This is a genomic window from Planktotalea sp. (assembly GCF_965659345.1).
In the GTDB taxonomy this organism is placed as follows: domain Bacteria; phylum Pseudomonadota; class Alphaproteobacteria; order Rhodobacterales; family Rhodobacteraceae; genus Planktotalea.
On record NZ_CBFHVK010000004.1, the window covers coordinates 84495 to 101200 of the forward strand.

Sequence of the window (16706 nt, forward strand, 5' to 3'; positions counted from 1 at the left end):
CGCCAGAGGGTCCAATCCTTGGAACTTTTTTTCAGCTCAATTTCGCAGGCAACGTATTAAACCCTCTAAAACGGATGCGCCCCGCACGCGTAGCACCTTCAGTGATTTCATATTCGGGAAAGCGTTGAAGGAATTTACCGACCGCGACACGCCCCTCCATCCGCGCGAGTGTGAGCCCAACACAGGTATGTGCGCCCCCCGCAAACGCGAGGTGTTTGTTGGGCCGACGATCCAGCTGCAGCGTATCAGAATGGTCAAACTGCAAAGAATCGCGATTGGCCGCGCCAATGCAAAGGTGCAGATCAGTCCCCGCAGGGATGTGCGTACCATGAAGGATCATTGGTTCTGTGGTAAGCCGATTGCCAAATTGATTGGGACTTTCCATGCGCAAGAATTCATCAACTGCAGTCGTGATGAGGTCTTGCTCCGCACACAACTTGGCGCGTGCGTCCCGATCCGTATTAAGCAGCATCAACGCGTTGCCAATCAGGTTTGTCGTCGTTTCGTGACCCGCATTCAGAATGAAAATGCAGTTTTGATACAGCTCTTCTGGACTTAAACGCCCTTCTTCGGATTGAATAAGACGGGTCAGCACATCGGTTTCAGGATCACCCGGCGATGAGCGACGGTCCTTCACAATCTCTCGCAGGAAATCGACGAAATCGAGCACCGCTTGATTGCCACGCGCTTCTTGCTCTGGCGTCAACTGAGGTTCTAACGCCCCCAGAATGGCCAATGACCAATCGCGCAAAGGGGCACGTTGATCGCGCGGAATATCAAACAAATTCCCTATAACTTCGATAGGAATAGCACCTGCGAAGGATTCAATCAGATCGACCTCTGTTTGGCCTTTCAGCTCATCTAGAAGTCCGTCCACCAAAGTGATTAACCCCGGCTCCATCGATGCCAAAGCGCGCGGGGTCATCGCCCCAACCATAATTTTACGCACGCGCGTATGAAGCGGCGGGTCATTAAAAACAAGCGACGTTGTATGATGCTCATATAAAGGCGCGGCAGTACCGTATTTCGGCGCAAACACCTTCTTTTTGTCAGAAATAAAGCGCGTCGTATCGCGGTAGATCATATCCAGATCAGCATGGCGCGAAACGATGAACGAGCCATCAGGTTGCTCGCACAGAGGTGCGTTATCACGCAGTTGCGCGTAATGGGGGTAAGGGTCGTCATGAAAGCCGTTTGGCAAATCGATGAGCGTTAGACTCATGCCTTTTTGCTAGTGATTTGCGCGACGCCAAGCGTATCAAGCACTTTCGCCTCGATATCCTCCGCATTCAGCTTTGCGACAGCATACATATCGCGCGGGCTGGACTGATCGATGAATATGTCAGGCAACACCATAGAGCGATATTTGAGTCCCGTGTCGAACACACCTGCTTCTGCAAGTAGCTGCGCGACATGAGAGCCAAAGCCCCCAACGGCCCCCTCTTCGATCGTGATCAATGCCTCGTGGTCCTTTGCGAGTTGCAAGATGAGATCGCGGTCCAAAGGCTTGGCAAATCGTGCATCTGCAATGCTTGGCGTGATGCCTTTTGCGGCGAGCGCGTCGCAGGCATCTTCGACTTCCTTCAAACGCGTACCAAAGGAAAGAATGGCAACGCCGTTACCCTCACGGATCATCCGGCCTTTTCCAATCTCCAGTGGAATACCCTTTTCAGGCATTTCAACACCCACACCTTCCCCACGCGGGAAGCGGAAGGCGATAGGACCCTCATCATGCGCTACAGCTGTGGCAACCATGTGTACCAACTCTGCCTCATCAGCGGCGGCCATGACGGTGAAACCGGGCAAATTCGCAAGGTACGCGATATCGAATGCGCCCGCATGCGTCGCACCATCCGCACCAACAAGCCCCGCACGATCAATGGCGAACCGCACAGGCAAGCGCTGGATTGCTACATCGTGCACGACTTGATCGTACCCGCGTTGCAAGAACGTCGAATACATGGTGCAAAACGGCTTCATTCCACCAGCGGCAAGTGCTGCGGAAAACGTCACGCCGTGTTGCTCGGCAATTGCCACATCGAAACAACGGCTCGGGTAGCGCTCAGCGAATTGGGTCAGGCCTGTGCCATCTGGCATCGCCGCGGTGACGGCACAAATCTTGTCATCTGCGGCCGCTTCCTTCAGCAGGCTTTCCGCAAAAACTTTGGTGTAGCTGGGCGCGTTGGACGGGGATTTCTTTTGCTCGCCCGTCAGAACATCAAACTTTGCGGTTGCGTGCCCTTTGTCGCGTGCCGCTTCCGCAGGTGCGTAGCCTTTACCCTTCTTCGTTAGAACATGGATAAGTACAGGCCCTGTTGCCCGCGCATGCACAGTGCGCAGAACGGGCAAGAGCTGATCCATATCGTGGCCATCAATCGGACCGAGATAAGAAAAACCAAGCTGTTCAAAAAGTGTGCCGCCCACTGTCATGCCTTTAAGCATGTCTTTTGCCCGTTTCGCGCCCTCGCGGAAGGGTTCAGGCAAAAGACTTACAGCGCCCTTGGCAGCAGTCTTGAAATCTTGGAAAGGCTCTTCAGCATAAAGCCGGCTTAAATAAGAAGAAAGCGCGCCCACAGGTGGTGCGATGCTCATCTCGTTGTCATTGAGAATGACAAACATGCGCTTCTTCAAATGACCCGCGTTATTCATCGCCTCGAATGCCATGCCAGCACTGATCGAACCATCACCGATCACGGCAACGGCATCACCCAAACCGCCGGGTGCTTCGCCACCCAGATCGCGCGCCACCGCAAAGCCAAGGGCCGCTGAGATAGAGGTTGAACTATGCGCGGCACCAAACGGGTCATACACGCTTTCGGAGCGCTTGGTGAAACCGCTTAGCCCGTCTTTCATGCGCAGCGTCCGAATGCGTTCACGGCGTTCTGTCAAGATTTTATGCGGGTAACACTGGTGCCCTACATCCCAAATAATTTTATCCTTGGGCGTGCTGAACACCGCATGAAGTGCGACTGTCAATTCCACCACACCCAAACCTGCGCCCAAGTGCCCACCTGTTTCTGATACTGCTGAGATCGTCTCTGAGCGCAGTTCATGCGCGACGCGTGCAAGTTCTGTGTCGGAAAACTGCTTTAGATCACTGGGCCTATTTACACGGTCTAAAAGCGGGGTGATCGGGCGGTCAGACATGGCGAAGGTCCCTTTGGCAGTGTCCTAAGAGCGGCGCTCAACGACGAAACGCGCGACTTCGCGCAAGTTGTCAGCATCGCTCCCGTAGATAGATAGAGCATCGCAGGCCGATTCCACCAGAGTTTCAGCGCGGCGCTTCGCCCCATCTAGGCCCAGCAAGGACACAAACGTGGCTTTGCCTGCATCCGCATCCTTTTGCGCAGCCTTTCCAAGGGTCTCCGCGTCGCTGGTCACATCCAGAATGTCATCTGCAATTTGAAAGGCAAGGCCAAGCGCATCGCCGTAGGTTTTCAGCGCATCGGTGTCGGCTTTGGCAAGGATCGCACCTGCAGTCGCGGACCACGTAATAAGCGCTCCTGTTTTACCATTTTGCAATTCCGTGATCTGCTCCAGAGTTAACGGCATCGCCGCACTTTCGGCTGCTATGTCGAGTGCTTGACCATAGACCATACCCGCAGCTCCGCTGGCGCGCGCGAGTGTCAAAGCAAGTGTGGAGCGCACAAACGGATCATCATGGCAGGCCGGATCACTCACCAATTCAAACGCCAGCGTTTGCAACGCATCGCCACATAGAACAGCAGTCGCATCGTCCCATTTAACATGCACTGTCGGCTGACCCCGGCGTAAATTGTCATCATCCATACACGGCAGATCGTCATGAACGAGACTATAGGCATGTAGTGCTTCAATCGCACATGCGGGCCAAATGGCGCGGACGCGATCAGCACCACATACACGCGCGCTTTCCAGCACAAGAAAGGCGCGTAGGCGTTTGCCACCAGTGGTCGCATAGCGCATTGCTTGCACGACAGGCACGTCGGCAAAGCTTGATAAGACCTGCTTGAAATGCTGGTCCACCACACTCGAACACGCCGCCATTTCAGATTTTAGTGTCACAGACCCTCGACAGGTGTTGTTCCTTTGGGGGTGCCATCACCATCAAAGGTGATCGCTGCGACCTTTTCTTCGGCCTCTTTCAGCTTGGCCTCGCAACGCTTTTTCAACTCTGCGCCGCGCTCATAAAGCGTGATGGATTGCTCCAACGGCACATCACCGCGTTCCAACTGGCTGACCACTTGCTCCAGCTCGCCCATAGCTTGCTCAAAGCTCATCTCCGCTACGTTAGTGTCGCCCATCCGCTGGCCTCCCTCAAAGCATCCACATGCGCGGCCACTGCTTCGGCAAGCGCATCCAAATCATAGCCGCCTTCGAGCGCAGAGACCACACGCCCTTGGCAAATTTCGTCCGCAATTTTGCATAGCTCTTGTGTGAGCCATTTGAAGTCACCCGTGGACCAATTGAGGTTCGCGAGCGGGTCGTCTTGATGGGCGTCAAAGCCAGCTGAGATAAAGATCATCTCTGGCTTAAACGCGCGAAGGCGTGGGAAAACTTCAGATGTATAAAGCGCGCGCATTTGATCACCCCCACTTTCAGGGGCGATCGGTAGATTCACTACATTGTCGAACCCACCTTTGTCAGAACGTTCCCCTGTGCCCGGCCAAAGCGGCATTTGCTGGCTGGTAATCGACAAAGCGCGCTTTTCATTCCAAAGAAGGTCCTGCGTGCCGTTACCGTGATGCACATCGAAGTCCACAACAGCAACACGTTTGAGACTGTGATGTTCCAACGCATATTTCGCGCCAATCGCGACGTTGCCAAACAAGCAGAATCCCATTGGCGTGCTCGTCTCACAGTGATGCCCCGGCGGACGGATCGCAGCGAAAGCATTCCCCGCCTCGCCTGCCATCACCATATCCACCGCTTTGGTCACAGCCCCAACAGCGCGAAACGCAGCGTCGAGAGAGCCGGGCGACATATGCGTATCCGCATCAAGCTGGCGATTTCCCACATTCGGCAAAGCGCTACGCAGGTCAGTGATGTGGCTCGCAGGGTGACAACGCGTAATGTCATCTTCGCTCCCAAGGGGTGCTTTGACGCGAAGCAGGTCTTTGTCTTTCAATGCTTTGAGGATGTATTCCAACCGCGCAACCTGTTCTGGATGACCGTTTGGCGTGACATGCTCAAGGCAGGCGGGATGGGTGATGAGGGCAGTGGTCATGTGGTTTTATCCTTTAAGCTCAGGCCAAAGGATGCAGTTGTCCCATGGCAGCGCATAAAATCAATCAGGTGCGAGCATATATCCAGCACCACGAACAGTCTGCATGTAGCGAGGTTGCTTCGGGTCCATCTCAATCTTGCGACGCAAACGGGTGATCTGAACATCGACCGCACGCTCTTGCGCTTGGCCACGATCACGGCCCAAGTCTTCGACCAATTGCACACGGCTCACAGGTTCGCCCACATGTTTGGAAAAGATGCGCATCAGTTGGGATTCGGTCGCTGTTAAACGCACGATATCATCGCCATGCCACATCTCGCCGCGCTCAATATCATAGCGCACTGGGCCAAGGTGTAGAACCTTAGGCGCTGTGTCTGTCACTTCGGCCTCTGGCATGCGGCGCAAAATCGCGTTGATCCGCAACAGCAGTTCTTTGGGTTCAAACGGCTTGGCAAGGTAATCATCTGCACCTGCTTCCAACCCTTCTATCCTATTCTCTGTTTCGCCTTTGGCGGTCAGCAACAGGATCGGCGTGCTGGATGTCTTGCGAAGATCACGCGTCAGGCTCACACCATCTTCACCCGGCATCATCACGTCCATCACGATCATATCGAAATCAAGCCCAGACAATATGCGGCGCGCGTGACCTGCATCGCGTGCAGCGGTCACCAGAAATCCATGACGCATTAAAAATTTCTGCAACAAGCCACGAATGCGTTCGTCGTCGTCTACGATCAAAAGATGGGCGTCGGGATCGCTCATGTGCTGCCTTCCTTTAGCGCGCGCGATTTGCGGCGCATGTCTTTGTCCATCATTGCCTCAAGTACAGCGCGAAATCCAGTCACAGCCTCGGGACCAGCTTCACGATACGCGGCACGCATCCTTGCACGCTGCGCATCAGAGAGTTTGCGCTCCAGCTCCGCGCCCGCTTGCGTCAGAAACAAATGTCGCTCCCGCTTGTCTATGCGACCTACCTTGCTCTCAACCAGACCGTCCTTGATCAGGGTTCTTAGGACACGGTTGAGAGATTGCTTTGTAACACCCAGGATCCCTAGCAAATTGTTCACAGTCGTCCCCGGCGCGCGATTGATAAAGTGCACGGCGCGGTGATGTGCGCGGCCATAGGCCATCTCGGACAGGATACGGTCTGGATCCGCAGTAAAGCCCTGATAGGCGAAGAACATTGCCTCGATACCTTGGCGTAATTGTTCATCAGTAAGGAACAACAACATATCACTATGCTGGGCTGCACTTCGATCTGACATGATACCCCTTCCTATCGTTTCTCAAATTATATGTCAGCTTTGTTGACTTTCCAATAACAGACTGGTAGCGATTCACAGTTTCGGCGCAATATTATGTCCACTTCGGTCATAACTTGCGCAACAAATGAAAATATTGAAAGGAGAGCACAATGGCTGGATCTTATGCAGATCGCGACGGAAAAATCTGGATGGACGGCAATCTCGTCGAATGGCGTGAGGCCAATGTGCACATCCTGACCCATGCGATGCACTACGCGTCATCCGTGTTTGAAGGCGAGCGTTGCTACTCTGGTAAAATCTTCAAATCGCGCGAGCATTCCGAGCGATTGATCGCTTCCGGCAAGCTTATCGATTTTGACATCCCCTACACTGTGGATGAAATCGAAGCCGCAAAAGCGGCTGCTTTGGAAGCCAACGGTCTCAAAGATGCTTACGTGCGTGCAGTTGCATGGCGTGGAGCTGGCGAAGACATGGGTGTCGCATCCTCCAAAAACCCTGTCCATATGGCTGTAGCCGTTTGGGAGTGGGGCAACTATTACGGCGATGCTAAGATGAAGGGCGCCAAGCTCGACATTGCCAAGTGGAAGCGTCCATCCCCCGAGACAGCGCCGTCCCAAGCCAAGGCCGCAGGTCTTTACATGATCGCGACAATGTCCAAGCACGCCGCAGAAGCCAAAGGCTGCTCTGATGCGATGATGTTTGATTATCGCGGCTATGTGGCCGAAGCGACAGGCGCGAACATCTTCTTCGTGAAAGATGGCGAAGTGCACACACCCAAGCCCGATGCCTTCCTTAACGGCATCACGCGTCAAACCGTGATTGGCATGTTGCAAGAACGTGGCATCACCGTAAATGAACGTGTGATCATGCCTGAAGAAGTGGAAGGGTTCGAGCAATGCTGGCTTACTGGTACAGCGGCTGAAGTTACGCCCGTTGGTCAAATTGGTGACTACAATTTTGAGGTCGGTGCGCTCACGCGTGAGATTTCAGAAGCCTATGAGAAGCTCGTGCGCGAGTAATCAGCCCAAAGCGGTAAAATCAAAAAGCCGGCTCCCTTAGGATGCCGGCTTTTTGATTGTTCATGGAAGCCAAATTAACTCGGGCTCATACCGCGCAAACGTTCGGAGCGACGGCGCAGCATTTCGACGATCGTTAACAAGATGATCGAGATACCCACCAAAATCGTCGCAGCCGCCAAAATCGTCGGACTGATCTGCTCACGCAGGCCTGTAAACATCTGCCAAGGCAGCGTTTGCAACTTTGCCGAGCCAATAAAGATCACCACAACAACTTCGTCGAATGATGTGATAAACGCGAAAAGGCCACCTGAGATGACACCGGGTAGGATCAACGGCATCTGAATCTTGAAGAAGGTCTTAACAGGACCCGCCCCCATATTCGCGGCGGCACGTGTCAAAGAATTGTCAAAGCCAACAAGCGTTGCAGTCACCGTAATAATGACAAATGGAATACCAAGCACGGTGTGAGCCAGAACAACGCCCCAGTAGGTGCCGATAATGCCTATCTTTGCATAGAAGAAGTACATGCCTGTTGCAGAAATAATCAACGGAACAATCATTGGTGAAATCAGAATCGCCATAATCGCACGACGACCAGGGACGTGGCTCTGACTTAGACCGATCGCCGCGAGCGTACCAAGCGACACAGACAACAGGGTTGCGACAGGTGCAATGCGCAGCGAATTGGCAACGGCATTCGTCCACTCAGGGTTGGTCAGAAAGTCGCGATAATGCTTAAGCGAATATCCCGCGGGATCAAACTGGAGCATCTCTTGTGTAAATGTGAAGAAGTCCTGCGCATTGAAGCTTAGCGGCATGACGACAAGGATAGGCGTGATCAAAAAAACGAAGATCGCGCCACAAATTACTCGAAACGTAAAGTGCCAAAGCACTTGGCCGGACGTCAGATACGGTGGTACTTTCCCACGGTAGCGCCCTTCAAAAAGCCAATACGCGAACCACCCGTAGAACCAACCAAAAAGCGCGCCAATAATAAGCGCAGGCAAACCGGCCAAGACAAATCCAGCAAGCGCAAAGCCTACTGTAATGATCCACTTCATCATACGTTCAGGCAGGATGTCTTGCATGACGATAACGGCAATAACCGCCAGCAACGCTGCGCCAACAACAAACCCTAAGATCGAAGAGCCTTGCGCAGCGCCAACGAAAATCCCTGCCAAAGCGCCAGAAGCTGCGACAGTCGGCACAACGAAGGACATGGGTTTGCGCGAAATCGGTGTAAGTGCGACCATGATCTTATCCCAGCTTTACGTTGTCGATGCCGACAATCTTGTCATAGGCCCAATAGAGCGCCATCACGACCACCAACAAAATAGTGCCAAGCGCAGCAGCGAGACCCCAGTTCAGCGATGACAAAATATGGAAGGCAATTCGGTTGGAGATGAACACACCCTTCGTGCCACCCACCAATTCAGGCGTGATATAATATCCAATAGACAGGATAAACACGAGGATCGACCCCGCGCCGATGCCCGGAACAGACTGCGGAAAATACACGCGCCAGAATGCTGTCCAATCCGTTGCGCCCAACGACTTCGCCGCGCGCAAATAGGTCGGTGAGATCGTCTGCATGACCGAATAGAGCGGCAAAATCATAAAGGGCAATAGAATATGCGTCATCGCGATAATCGTACCTGTCTGGTTATTGATCAGCGCAAGCCGAGACTCGTCAGCAATAAGCCCGATCCAAACAAGGACTTCGTTCACAACCCCTTGATCTTGCAACATGACCTTCCAGGCGGATGTCCGCACCAAAAGTGATGTCCAGAACGGCAACAGCACGAGGATCATCAAAAGGTTCGCCGTACGCGAAGGTAAATTGGCCAAAATCCAAGCGACTGGATACCCCAGCAGGATACAAAGCGATGTAATCGCAAGCGACATGATCAGCGTACGAATGAACAAGGTAATGTAAATCTGTTCGTTCTCGGGCCGTGCTTCGGGGCCATCCGCGCCCTTTTGCATATCGATAGAGTTCAGAAAATAACCATTGGTATATGCGCCGCTATAGGTCTTGATCGTGCGCCACACTTCGACGTCAGCAAAGCCATCGTTCAGATCTATAAACTTTTCTTTGTAAGGCCCGTCATTGGGAATATCCCACTTTTTCACCTTTCGCCCCGCTTTGCGGAACAGCGATGAAATACCGGGTTTTTCGTAGTTCAGCCGCGACCCGATACGCGTGTGTATCTTCTTTTCAATCGCAACCTGTAGATCGCCTGCGAAGGCCTCAAAGACTGCTTCATCAGGCAACTCACCGCTGTTGGCATCCCAATCTTCCAACACGACCACCGTCTGTGGAAGGTTGTCAGAGATCAGCTGGTTCTCGACGGAGCGGAACAACATATCAAGGATCGGTGCCACAAAAGACACGAGAACAAAGATCAAAAGCGGGGCAATCAGCGCGAGTGCGCGTAGCTTCTGACGGCGCAAAGCGCGGTTCAGAGATTGCTTGAGGGGGGTGCCATCGGCGGCAAGGACTCTGCCGGAGGCATCTGTATCGGGAACGCTTGTCATCATTATCCTCAGGGGAAAAAAGACTTGAGAAAGAAAGGGGTGAGACGGGCCGTGATAGCCCGTCTCGGATCGTCAGGAAGGCTTACTTAGCCAACCATGCCTGGAATTTTGCATCGATGTCGTCGCGGTAGTCAGCCCAGAACTCGTAGTTGTAGAGGAACGTGTTCTTTGCGTTCTCAGGATCTGTTGGCATGTGTGGTGCCATCTCGATACCAAGATCGATGTGCTTACCAACCAACGGCGCTGAAGACGCGCGTGCAGGACCGTAAGAGATGTACTTGGACTGGTCTGCAAGACGCTGTGTGTCTGTTGCGAACTTAACGAAGTCTTTGACACGCGCCAAACGCTCATCAGAAAGACCCGCCGGGATGATCCAACCATCAAGGTCGAACACCTGAGCGTCCCAAAGCATCGCAACTGGCTGCTTCTGCTCTTCGATCAAGCTGAACAAACGACCGTTGTATGTGGAACCCATGACAACTTCGCCATCTGCGAGCAACTGAGGCGTATCCGCACCAGCAGACCACCAGATCACATCGTCTTTGATCGTGTCGAGCTTCGCAAGCGCGCGCTCTTGACCTTCAGCTGTTTCCAGAACTGAATAAACGTCGTCTTTTGCAACGCCGTCACAGATCAAAGCCCATTCCATGTTGTTGATTGGACGCTTCTCAAGCGAACGCTTGCCAGGATACGCTTCTGTATCGAAGACTGCGCAAACGCTTGTCGGCGCTGTGTCACCAACGAGGTCCGTGCGGTAACCCATTGTCGTTGAGTAAACGATCTGTGGAATAAAGCAGTCAGAGACGAGCAAGTCGCCAAAGTCCTCAGATGCAGGTGTGCCGTCTGGCGCTGCTGCGAGGTCTTCGTCAGGATTGATCTCCATCGCGAGACCTTCGTCGCACAGACGGATCGCATCAGCCGCGACGACGTCTACGAGATCCCAAGTGATGTTGCCTGCTTCATTCATGGCACGCAACTTCGCAACTGCTTCAGCAGAGCTCTCGTCCCAAACAGCGGAAACGCCTTCGTTCATTGCAATGTAGGGCTCTACATATGCTTTTTGTTGGCTGTTTTGGTATGCACCGCCCCAGCTAACGAGTGTCATGTCAGATGCCATATGGCCGTCTGCAAAGGCTGCGCCACCAACTGCGACAAGCGCGGAAGTAGCAAGTAGTGTACGTGTAAATGTCATTATAACATTCTCCCTAGTTACCCGTGTTGGATTTTTGAGGCTTCCGGTACGGGTCGAAATGGAAGCCTCTTAAGGTATCGGGCCATGTTTGATGAAAAGCCCGATATTCGTTGAAATCAGTTACGCATCAAGCGCACGGCAGTCTTCCGCCATCCAACCGATTTCAATCTCGCTGCCGGGTTCAAGGCGAACCTGATCCGGCGCATTTCGTGATTTGATAACAAAATCATCTTGTCCTGCGACACGTAAACGCGTGCGGAAAATATCACCCATATAGATGAACTCAAGAACCTCAGCCTTTAGCGTGTGCGCTTCAGCGCTCAGGCGCGACTTGTCGAACTCAACCCGCTCAGGTCGGATTGAAACGCGCGTTCGCTCGCCGGCTTTGGTGACGTTCACAGGTTTGCAATCAATCAACCCGCCACCATCAAGCTGCACCAATGCGATGCCATTCTTGATTTCTTTGACAGTGCCCTCAAGCGTATTGTTTTCGCCAATAAATTGCGCAACGAAACTATTCTGCGGGCTTTCATAAAGCTCATCCGGCGGCGCAAGCTGTTGAATGCGACCATCCTCAAACACAGCCACGCGATCAGACATTGTCAACGCTTCTGTCTGGTCATGTGTGACGTAGACAACGGTAATGCCCAAGTCATCCGCAATGCGTTTAATCTCAAACTGCATGGTTTCGCGCAATTGCTTATCAAGCGCGCCAAGCGGCTCATCCATCAAAACCAATTCGGCTTCAAACACCAACGCGCGCGCAAGTGCGATACGTTGCTGCTGACCACCAGAGAGCTGCGAAGGACGACGCCCACCGAATGCGCCCATCTGTACCATTTCAAGGACGTGCTTTACCTTCGCCTCACGCTCGGCCTTTGGCATCTTGCGCACTTCCAATGGGAAGCTCAGATTTTCAGCAATCGTCATATGTGGGAAAAGCGCATAGTTTTGGAAAACCATGCCAATGCCACGCTTGTGCGGTGGAATATTGTTGATCGGACGACCGTCTAGACGAATATCGCCGTTGGTTGCTGTCTCGAATCCCGCGAGCATCATCAGGCAAGTCGTCTTGCCAGACCCCGATGGCCCAAGCATTGTGAGGAACTCGCCTTTCGGCAATGAGAGGTTAAGATCTTTTACGACGAGGTTCTCCCCATCGTAGCTTTTCTGAACGCGGTCGAATTCTACGAACGCGCCACCTTGGTCAGTTTCGGCCAAAAGAGGCTCCCTTGATACATTCAGCAGGTTGGCCCTGCGTTTCGCTTTAGTGAGTAAAACGCGCAGCCAGCGCCAACGCAACCAGTTTGACTACCTGTTTCGTACTTTTAGTCCAAATCCGTTTATTTCGCTGCAAATTCTAGCAACGAAAGTTAAAAAAACTGCCAAACACGGCACGTGCAGAAAACTAGGAATGCATGACATCGCTTAAGAATCAACTCCGCCCTCACGCATTAAAGCAGAAATGCCCATACCACCTCGATCCCCCAAGACCGCGTAGCTCTCAGCATTTGGATGGTATCCGTCCTGAGCCATCGCCTCGGAAGTCAACGGCAAATCAAATGGCAAAAAGGCAATGCACTCCTCTTTGCTCAAGGCTTGTGACAATGCCCCGTCCAGCCGACGTGCGTGGTTACCAAGAACCCAGCGCATCAACGGTGTTAGTGCAGGAAAATCGCTCAACGGCGGGACACCGGGCACAACGATGGCACCGACCCCAAAGCGCGTGCGCAAAACCTCTCTTACAGCTTGATGACGACGCAAAAACACCCGTTTTGATCGCAGCCTAACCGCGTCATTCACCCCGAGCGCAATAAACGCGACATCGAACGCATCGCTGTTTACCGCTCTGTCAGCTTCCAACATCTCAAGCGTCGATTGGCAAGTCGCCCCGGTCTTTGCAATCAAGCGCCATGTCACACTAAATTTTGGCGCAAGCGTTTTCACCAATTGCCCGCTTAGTGCTTCACTTTGGGTCTGCGCGCCCACACCTGCTGCGGATGAATCGCCAACAATCAATAGCCGTAACTTAGGGCCAGTGCCGCTCTGTCCCTCACGCAGGCCAGCCGCTTCGGGCAACGACAGCGCAGCGCGTCGAACGCCTATCGATTGCCATAACAGGATTGGCAATAATATTGGCCGCAAAGCAACGTCCAAAGGTGGGAGCCAAGCCATGTTCAATCCAATAGCAATGTTTAAACCCGATTAAGCTAACGCGACTCCGTCTTGAACGAAACGCATAGTTTCAGAGTTAACCTTGGAAAGCTTCGGAAACCGCGATACTACTCCGTCATTTCACGTTTGCGGCGTGCACGAATTAGCGGACCAATACGAAGGCTTGTTCCCGTCTCGGTCCGTGTGCGCGTGCGCAAGACCGGTGTATTTTCAGACGCGTTTCCTCGCCCTTCTCGCAGTACAATATAGATGCCACTGCCGATGATGATGAGTGCGCCAAGCAGTGTCATCGCATCCATTTGTTCGCCAAATATCGTGAAACCGAAGAGACTGGCCCAAATGATCTGCGAATATTGCATCGGCGCGACGATAACTGCTTCGCCTGCTTTGTAAGCTTCAATCACCAAAGCCGATGCGATTAAGGCCATGATCGACATGACCGCGATCCCGCCCATATGCATTGGCTCCATCGGCACATAGACGAATGGCAAAACTGCCCCCATGACCACAAAGTTCGTCATCATTGGAAAGATCAGCAAAGCAACGCTGCGCTCATCCTTGCCAATCTTGCGTACGATGATGGACGCCAGCGCGCCGCCAATCGCAGCAATCAGAGCTGCCAGATGGCCCAACGTCAAAGGCTCTGCCCCCGGGCGCAAGACAACCAAAACGCCGCCCAGTCCAACCAAAACTGCGATCCAACGGCGCAATCGTACACGCTCACCCAAAATCGGGATTGAAAGGATTGTGATCAACAAAGGCGCCGCAAACAAAATCGCATAAACTTGTGCAAGCGGAAGGACCGTAAACGCATAGAATGCTGAAATCGCTGTCGCCATCGTCGCCATCGTCCTAAGCGCCATCCACCAAGGGTGTTTTGGGCGCAGATTTCCCGAACTCGTGTCACGGATCAGCATCAGCGTGACCCAAGGAAAGCCAAACAGGACCGAGAAGAAAACAATTTGAATCGGTGAATAAATCGCACCAAGGAACTTTACGATGATGTCGTGAGTCGAAAAGATCGCAAAGGCGAGCAGAGCGATCAAAGCCCCTTTTGTGTTGCTGCCCATTGGTCAGCTCCATCCTGTCATTGGTTTATGTTACCGCAAACATCACATGATGGGATGCTAAGGCAAGCGTTTATACCTGCCTTAGCCAATATCTGTGGATAATCGCTTAAAGCGACGCTTCGAGCGCTGCCAAAATTGCATCACCCATTTCAGTCGTGCTTACGGGTGTACCGTCGTTCGCCTGCATCAAATCCGCCGTGCGCACACCATCCGCAAGAACCTTTTCGACAGCCGCTTCCAAGCGGTCCGCTTCAGCCCCTTGATCAAAGCTATAACGCAGCGCCATAGCAAAGCTGAGGATACAAGCAGATGGGTTTGCTTTGCCCTGACCTGTGATATCTGGTGCAGAGCCGTGTACTGGCTCATAAAGCGCCTTGGGACGTCCATTTTCCATAGGAGCGCCGAGCGAAGCAGACGGCAGCATACCAAGCGAGCCCGTCAACATCGCAGCGCAATCGCTTAGGATGTCACCAAACAGGTTGTCAGTGTAAATGACATCAAACTGCTTAGGCGCACGGACCAGCTGCATCGCGCCATTGTCCGCATACATGTGGCTCAGCTCGACCTCTGGGTAGTCCTTGGACACCTCTGTTACAACTTCGCGCCACAGAATGCCGCTTTCCATCACATTGGCTTTCTCCATAGAGCAAAGCTTTTTGTTACGGCGCATTGCCAATTCAAATGCGGAACGCGCGCCGCGCTCGATCTCTGCTTCAGTGTAGCGTTGTGTGTTGATGCCAACGCGCTGATTGCCCTCTTCAAAAATGCCGCGCGGTTCGCCGAAATACACACCAGACGTCAATTCGCGCACGATCATAATATCGAGGCCGGCAACCAATTCCGTTTTGAGCGACGAAAAATCCGCGAGCGCGTCAAAGCACTGGGCAGGACGCAGGTTGGAAAACAAGTCCATCTCTTTGCGCAAGCGCAGCAAGCCACGCTCGGGCTTTACCGAGAAATCCAAATCATCATACTTCGGGCCACCAACGGCACCCAACAAGACCGCATCCGCCGCTTGCGCTTTGGCCATCGTGTCATCGTGCAAAGGCGTACCGTGTGCGTCGTAAGCCGCACCACCGACAAGATCTTCGCTAACGTCGAAATTCAGACCGCGTTTGTCGCCATACCAGCCAATAATCCGCTGAACCTGCGCCATAACTTCGGGGCCAATGCCGTCACCGGCCAAAATAAGGAGAGATGGGTTGCTCATTGCGCACTTCCTGAATGGGTTAAACTGTTGCGCATCGCCCTACCTATAAGGGGCCTTAGGGTCAAGCTTCGCCTCTTGCAAAGACCGCGCTGATCCCCTCCTCAAGCATGTCCCAAACCCTCTTGATCCGTGGCGTGCTGCGCATCACCTCAGGTGCAGCCAGCCAAATAGGAAGTGTGGGTAGCTCAACCTCTGGCAAGACACGCTGTATCAACGGATCAACGCTGGCAAAGGACTGCTGAGTAAAACCAACGCCACAACCAGCGCGCACAAGTTCCCAATATGTATTTTGGTCATCGCAGCGCACATCAAAAAAATCACGCGATGCAGGCCAACCCAAATCTCGCATCCCGACAATAATGCGATCATCGCGATCATATCCGACAATTGTATGATTTAGCAGATCTTCAATCCGCTCGGGCGTGCCATGCTTTGCAAGATACTTTTTGGCAGCGAAAATTCCCATTTCTACCGTTCCGATCTGTTTGGTGATGACATCAAGCTGAGTGCTGCGATACATGCGCACAGCGATGTCTGCTTCTCGAAACAAAAGGTTTTCACTTGAATCAGACGGCACCAATTCGATTTGAATGTTAGGTTCTGTCTCTCGCATTTGTGCGATGATTTGCGGTAGCACATGATGCGCCATAACTTCGCTCGAAGCAATGCGCACAGTCCCTTGAATCTTATGGTCCTGTCCCGCGGCACGTAAACGCAACTGGCCAAATGCAGCACGCATCGCGCGCGCGGGTTCAAGCAAACTCTCACCTGTCTCAGTCAACTCCAAACCGCGCGCTTGGCGTTCAAACAAGCGCAACCCGATCTGATCTTCAAGCTGTTTGATCTGTCGTCCCAAGGTTGGTTGGCTTTGCGACAGGTGCCGCGCAGCCGCAGACAGCGAACCCGTTTCCGCAACCGCCAAGAACGCCCGAACGAGCGACCAATCAAAATCATTGAGAACTTTATCCATTCAATTATGAATACATGATCTTTGTTTTTGGTAAATACCCAAATGATTACGCATGGGGCAT

Annotated in this window: 16 protein-coding genes; 1 reads left to right on the forward strand and 15 read right to left on the reverse strand. The window is 53.0% G+C overall.

The window, feature by feature from the left end; translation table 11 throughout:
* Positions 1 to 31 precede the first annotated feature (31 nt).
* From ACTG3Z_RS04050 to ACTG3Z_RS04080, 7 genes are read right to left on the reverse strand one after another with little or no spacing between them, the layout of a single operon-like run.
* Positions 32 to 1222 (reverse strand): cytochrome P450, encoded by a 1191-nt coding sequence (locus ACTG3Z_RS04050; protein WP_439141397.1) that lies wholly within the window; start codon positions 1220 to 1222, stop codon positions 32 to 34.
* Positions 1219 to 3147: a 1-deoxy-D-xylulose-5-phosphate synthase gene (gene dxs, locus ACTG3Z_RS04055; protein ID WP_439141399.1), complete on the reverse strand. Its 1929-nt coding sequence runs from the start codon at positions 3145 to 3147 to the stop codon at positions 1219 to 1221. The genes ACTG3Z_RS04050 and dxs overlap by 4 nt, the downstream gene beginning before the upstream one ends.
* 24 nt (positions 3148 to 3171) lie before the next feature.
* Positions 3172 to 4026: a polyprenyl synthetase family protein gene (locus ACTG3Z_RS04060; RefSeq protein ID WP_439141554.1), complete on the reverse strand. Its 855-nt coding sequence runs from the start codon at positions 4024 to 4026 to the stop codon at positions 3172 to 3174.
* 14 nt (positions 4027 to 4040) lie between these two features.
* Positions 4041 to 4283 carry an exodeoxyribonuclease VII small subunit gene (locus ACTG3Z_RS04065; protein WP_439141400.1) on the reverse strand — a complete coding sequence of 81 codons (243 nt, stop codon included), beginning with the start codon at positions 4281 to 4283 and terminating at the stop codon, positions 4041 to 4043.
* The gene (locus ACTG3Z_RS04070; RefSeq protein ID WP_439141402.1) at positions 4265 to 5206 is read right to left on the reverse strand and encodes a histone deacetylase family protein; all 942 of its coding nucleotides are present in this window, start codon (positions 5204 to 5206) and stop codon (positions 4265 to 4267) included. The genes ACTG3Z_RS04065 and ACTG3Z_RS04070 overlap by 19 nt, the downstream gene beginning before the upstream one ends.
* A gap of 60 nt (positions 5207 to 5266) precedes the next feature.
* The gene (locus ACTG3Z_RS04075; protein ID WP_439141403.1) at positions 5267 to 5968 is read right to left on the reverse strand and encodes a response regulator; all 702 of its coding nucleotides are present in this window, start codon (positions 5966 to 5968) and stop codon (positions 5267 to 5269) included.
* Positions 5965 to 6471 carry a MarR family winged helix-turn-helix transcriptional regulator gene (locus ACTG3Z_RS04080; protein WP_439141404.1) on the reverse strand — a complete coding sequence of 169 codons (507 nt, stop codon included), beginning with the start codon at positions 6469 to 6471 and terminating at the stop codon, positions 5965 to 5967. The genes ACTG3Z_RS04075 and ACTG3Z_RS04080 overlap by 4 nt, the downstream gene beginning before the upstream one ends.
* A gap of 149 nt (positions 6472 to 6620) precedes the next feature.
* Between ACTG3Z_RS04080 and ACTG3Z_RS04085 the strand changes: the two genes are divergently transcribed.
* Positions 6621 to 7490 (forward strand): branched-chain amino acid aminotransferase, encoded by an 870-nt coding sequence (locus ACTG3Z_RS04085; protein WP_439141405.1) that lies wholly within the window; start codon positions 6621 to 6623, stop codon positions 7488 to 7490.
* A 74-nt stretch (positions 7491 to 7564) separates the two neighbouring features.
* Here the strand turns inward: ACTG3Z_RS04085 and ACTG3Z_RS04090 are convergent, their stop codons facing one another.
* The 8 genes from ACTG3Z_RS04090 to ACTG3Z_RS04125 form a co-directional block, all read right to left on the reverse strand.
* On the reverse strand, positions 7565 to 8743 hold the full coding sequence (locus tag ACTG3Z_RS04090; protein ID WP_439141407.1) for an ABC transporter permease: 1179 nt from the start codon (positions 8741 to 8743) through the stop codon (positions 7565 to 7567).
* A 4-nt stretch (positions 8744 to 8747) separates the two neighbouring features.
* Positions 8748 to 10028 (reverse strand): ABC transporter permease, encoded by a 1281-nt coding sequence (locus tag ACTG3Z_RS04095; RefSeq protein WP_439141408.1) that lies wholly within the window; start codon positions 10026 to 10028, stop codon positions 8748 to 8750.
* Positions 10029 to 10110: 82 nt separating this feature from the next.
* Complete coding sequence (locus ACTG3Z_RS04100) at positions 10111 to 11220, reverse strand: extracellular solute-binding protein (protein WP_439141410.1); 1110 nt, start codon at positions 11218 to 11220, stop codon at positions 10111 to 10113.
* A 120-nt stretch (positions 11221 to 11340) separates the two neighbouring features.
* Positions 11341 to 12441 carry an ABC transporter ATP-binding protein gene (locus ACTG3Z_RS04105; protein ID WP_439141411.1) on the reverse strand — a complete coding sequence of 367 codons (1101 nt, stop codon included), beginning with the start codon at positions 12439 to 12441 and terminating at the stop codon, positions 11341 to 11343.
* A gap of 207 nt (positions 12442 to 12648) precedes the next feature.
* The gene (locus tag ACTG3Z_RS04110; protein WP_439141412.1) at positions 12649 to 13395 is read right to left on the reverse strand and encodes an SGNH/GDSL hydrolase family protein; all 747 of its coding nucleotides are present in this window, start codon (positions 13393 to 13395) and stop codon (positions 12649 to 12651) included.
* A gap of 107 nt (positions 13396 to 13502) precedes the next feature.
* Complete coding sequence (locus tag ACTG3Z_RS04115) at positions 13503 to 14465, reverse strand: DMT family transporter (protein WP_439141414.1); 963 nt, start codon at positions 14463 to 14465, stop codon at positions 13503 to 13505.
* 106 nt (positions 14466 to 14571) lie between these two features.
* Positions 14572 to 15675, reverse strand: a complete 1104-nt coding sequence (gene leuB / locus ACTG3Z_RS04120; protein ID WP_439141415.1) for a 3-isopropylmalate dehydrogenase — start codon at positions 15673 to 15675, stop codon at positions 14572 to 14574.
* A 61-nt stretch (positions 15676 to 15736) separates the two neighbouring features.
* The gene (locus tag ACTG3Z_RS04125) at positions 15737 to 16645 is read right to left on the reverse strand and encodes a LysR family transcriptional regulator (protein ID WP_439141416.1); all 909 of its coding nucleotides are present in this window, start codon (positions 16643 to 16645) and stop codon (positions 15737 to 15739) included.
* Between the last annotated feature and the right edge of the window lie 61 nt (positions 16646 to 16706).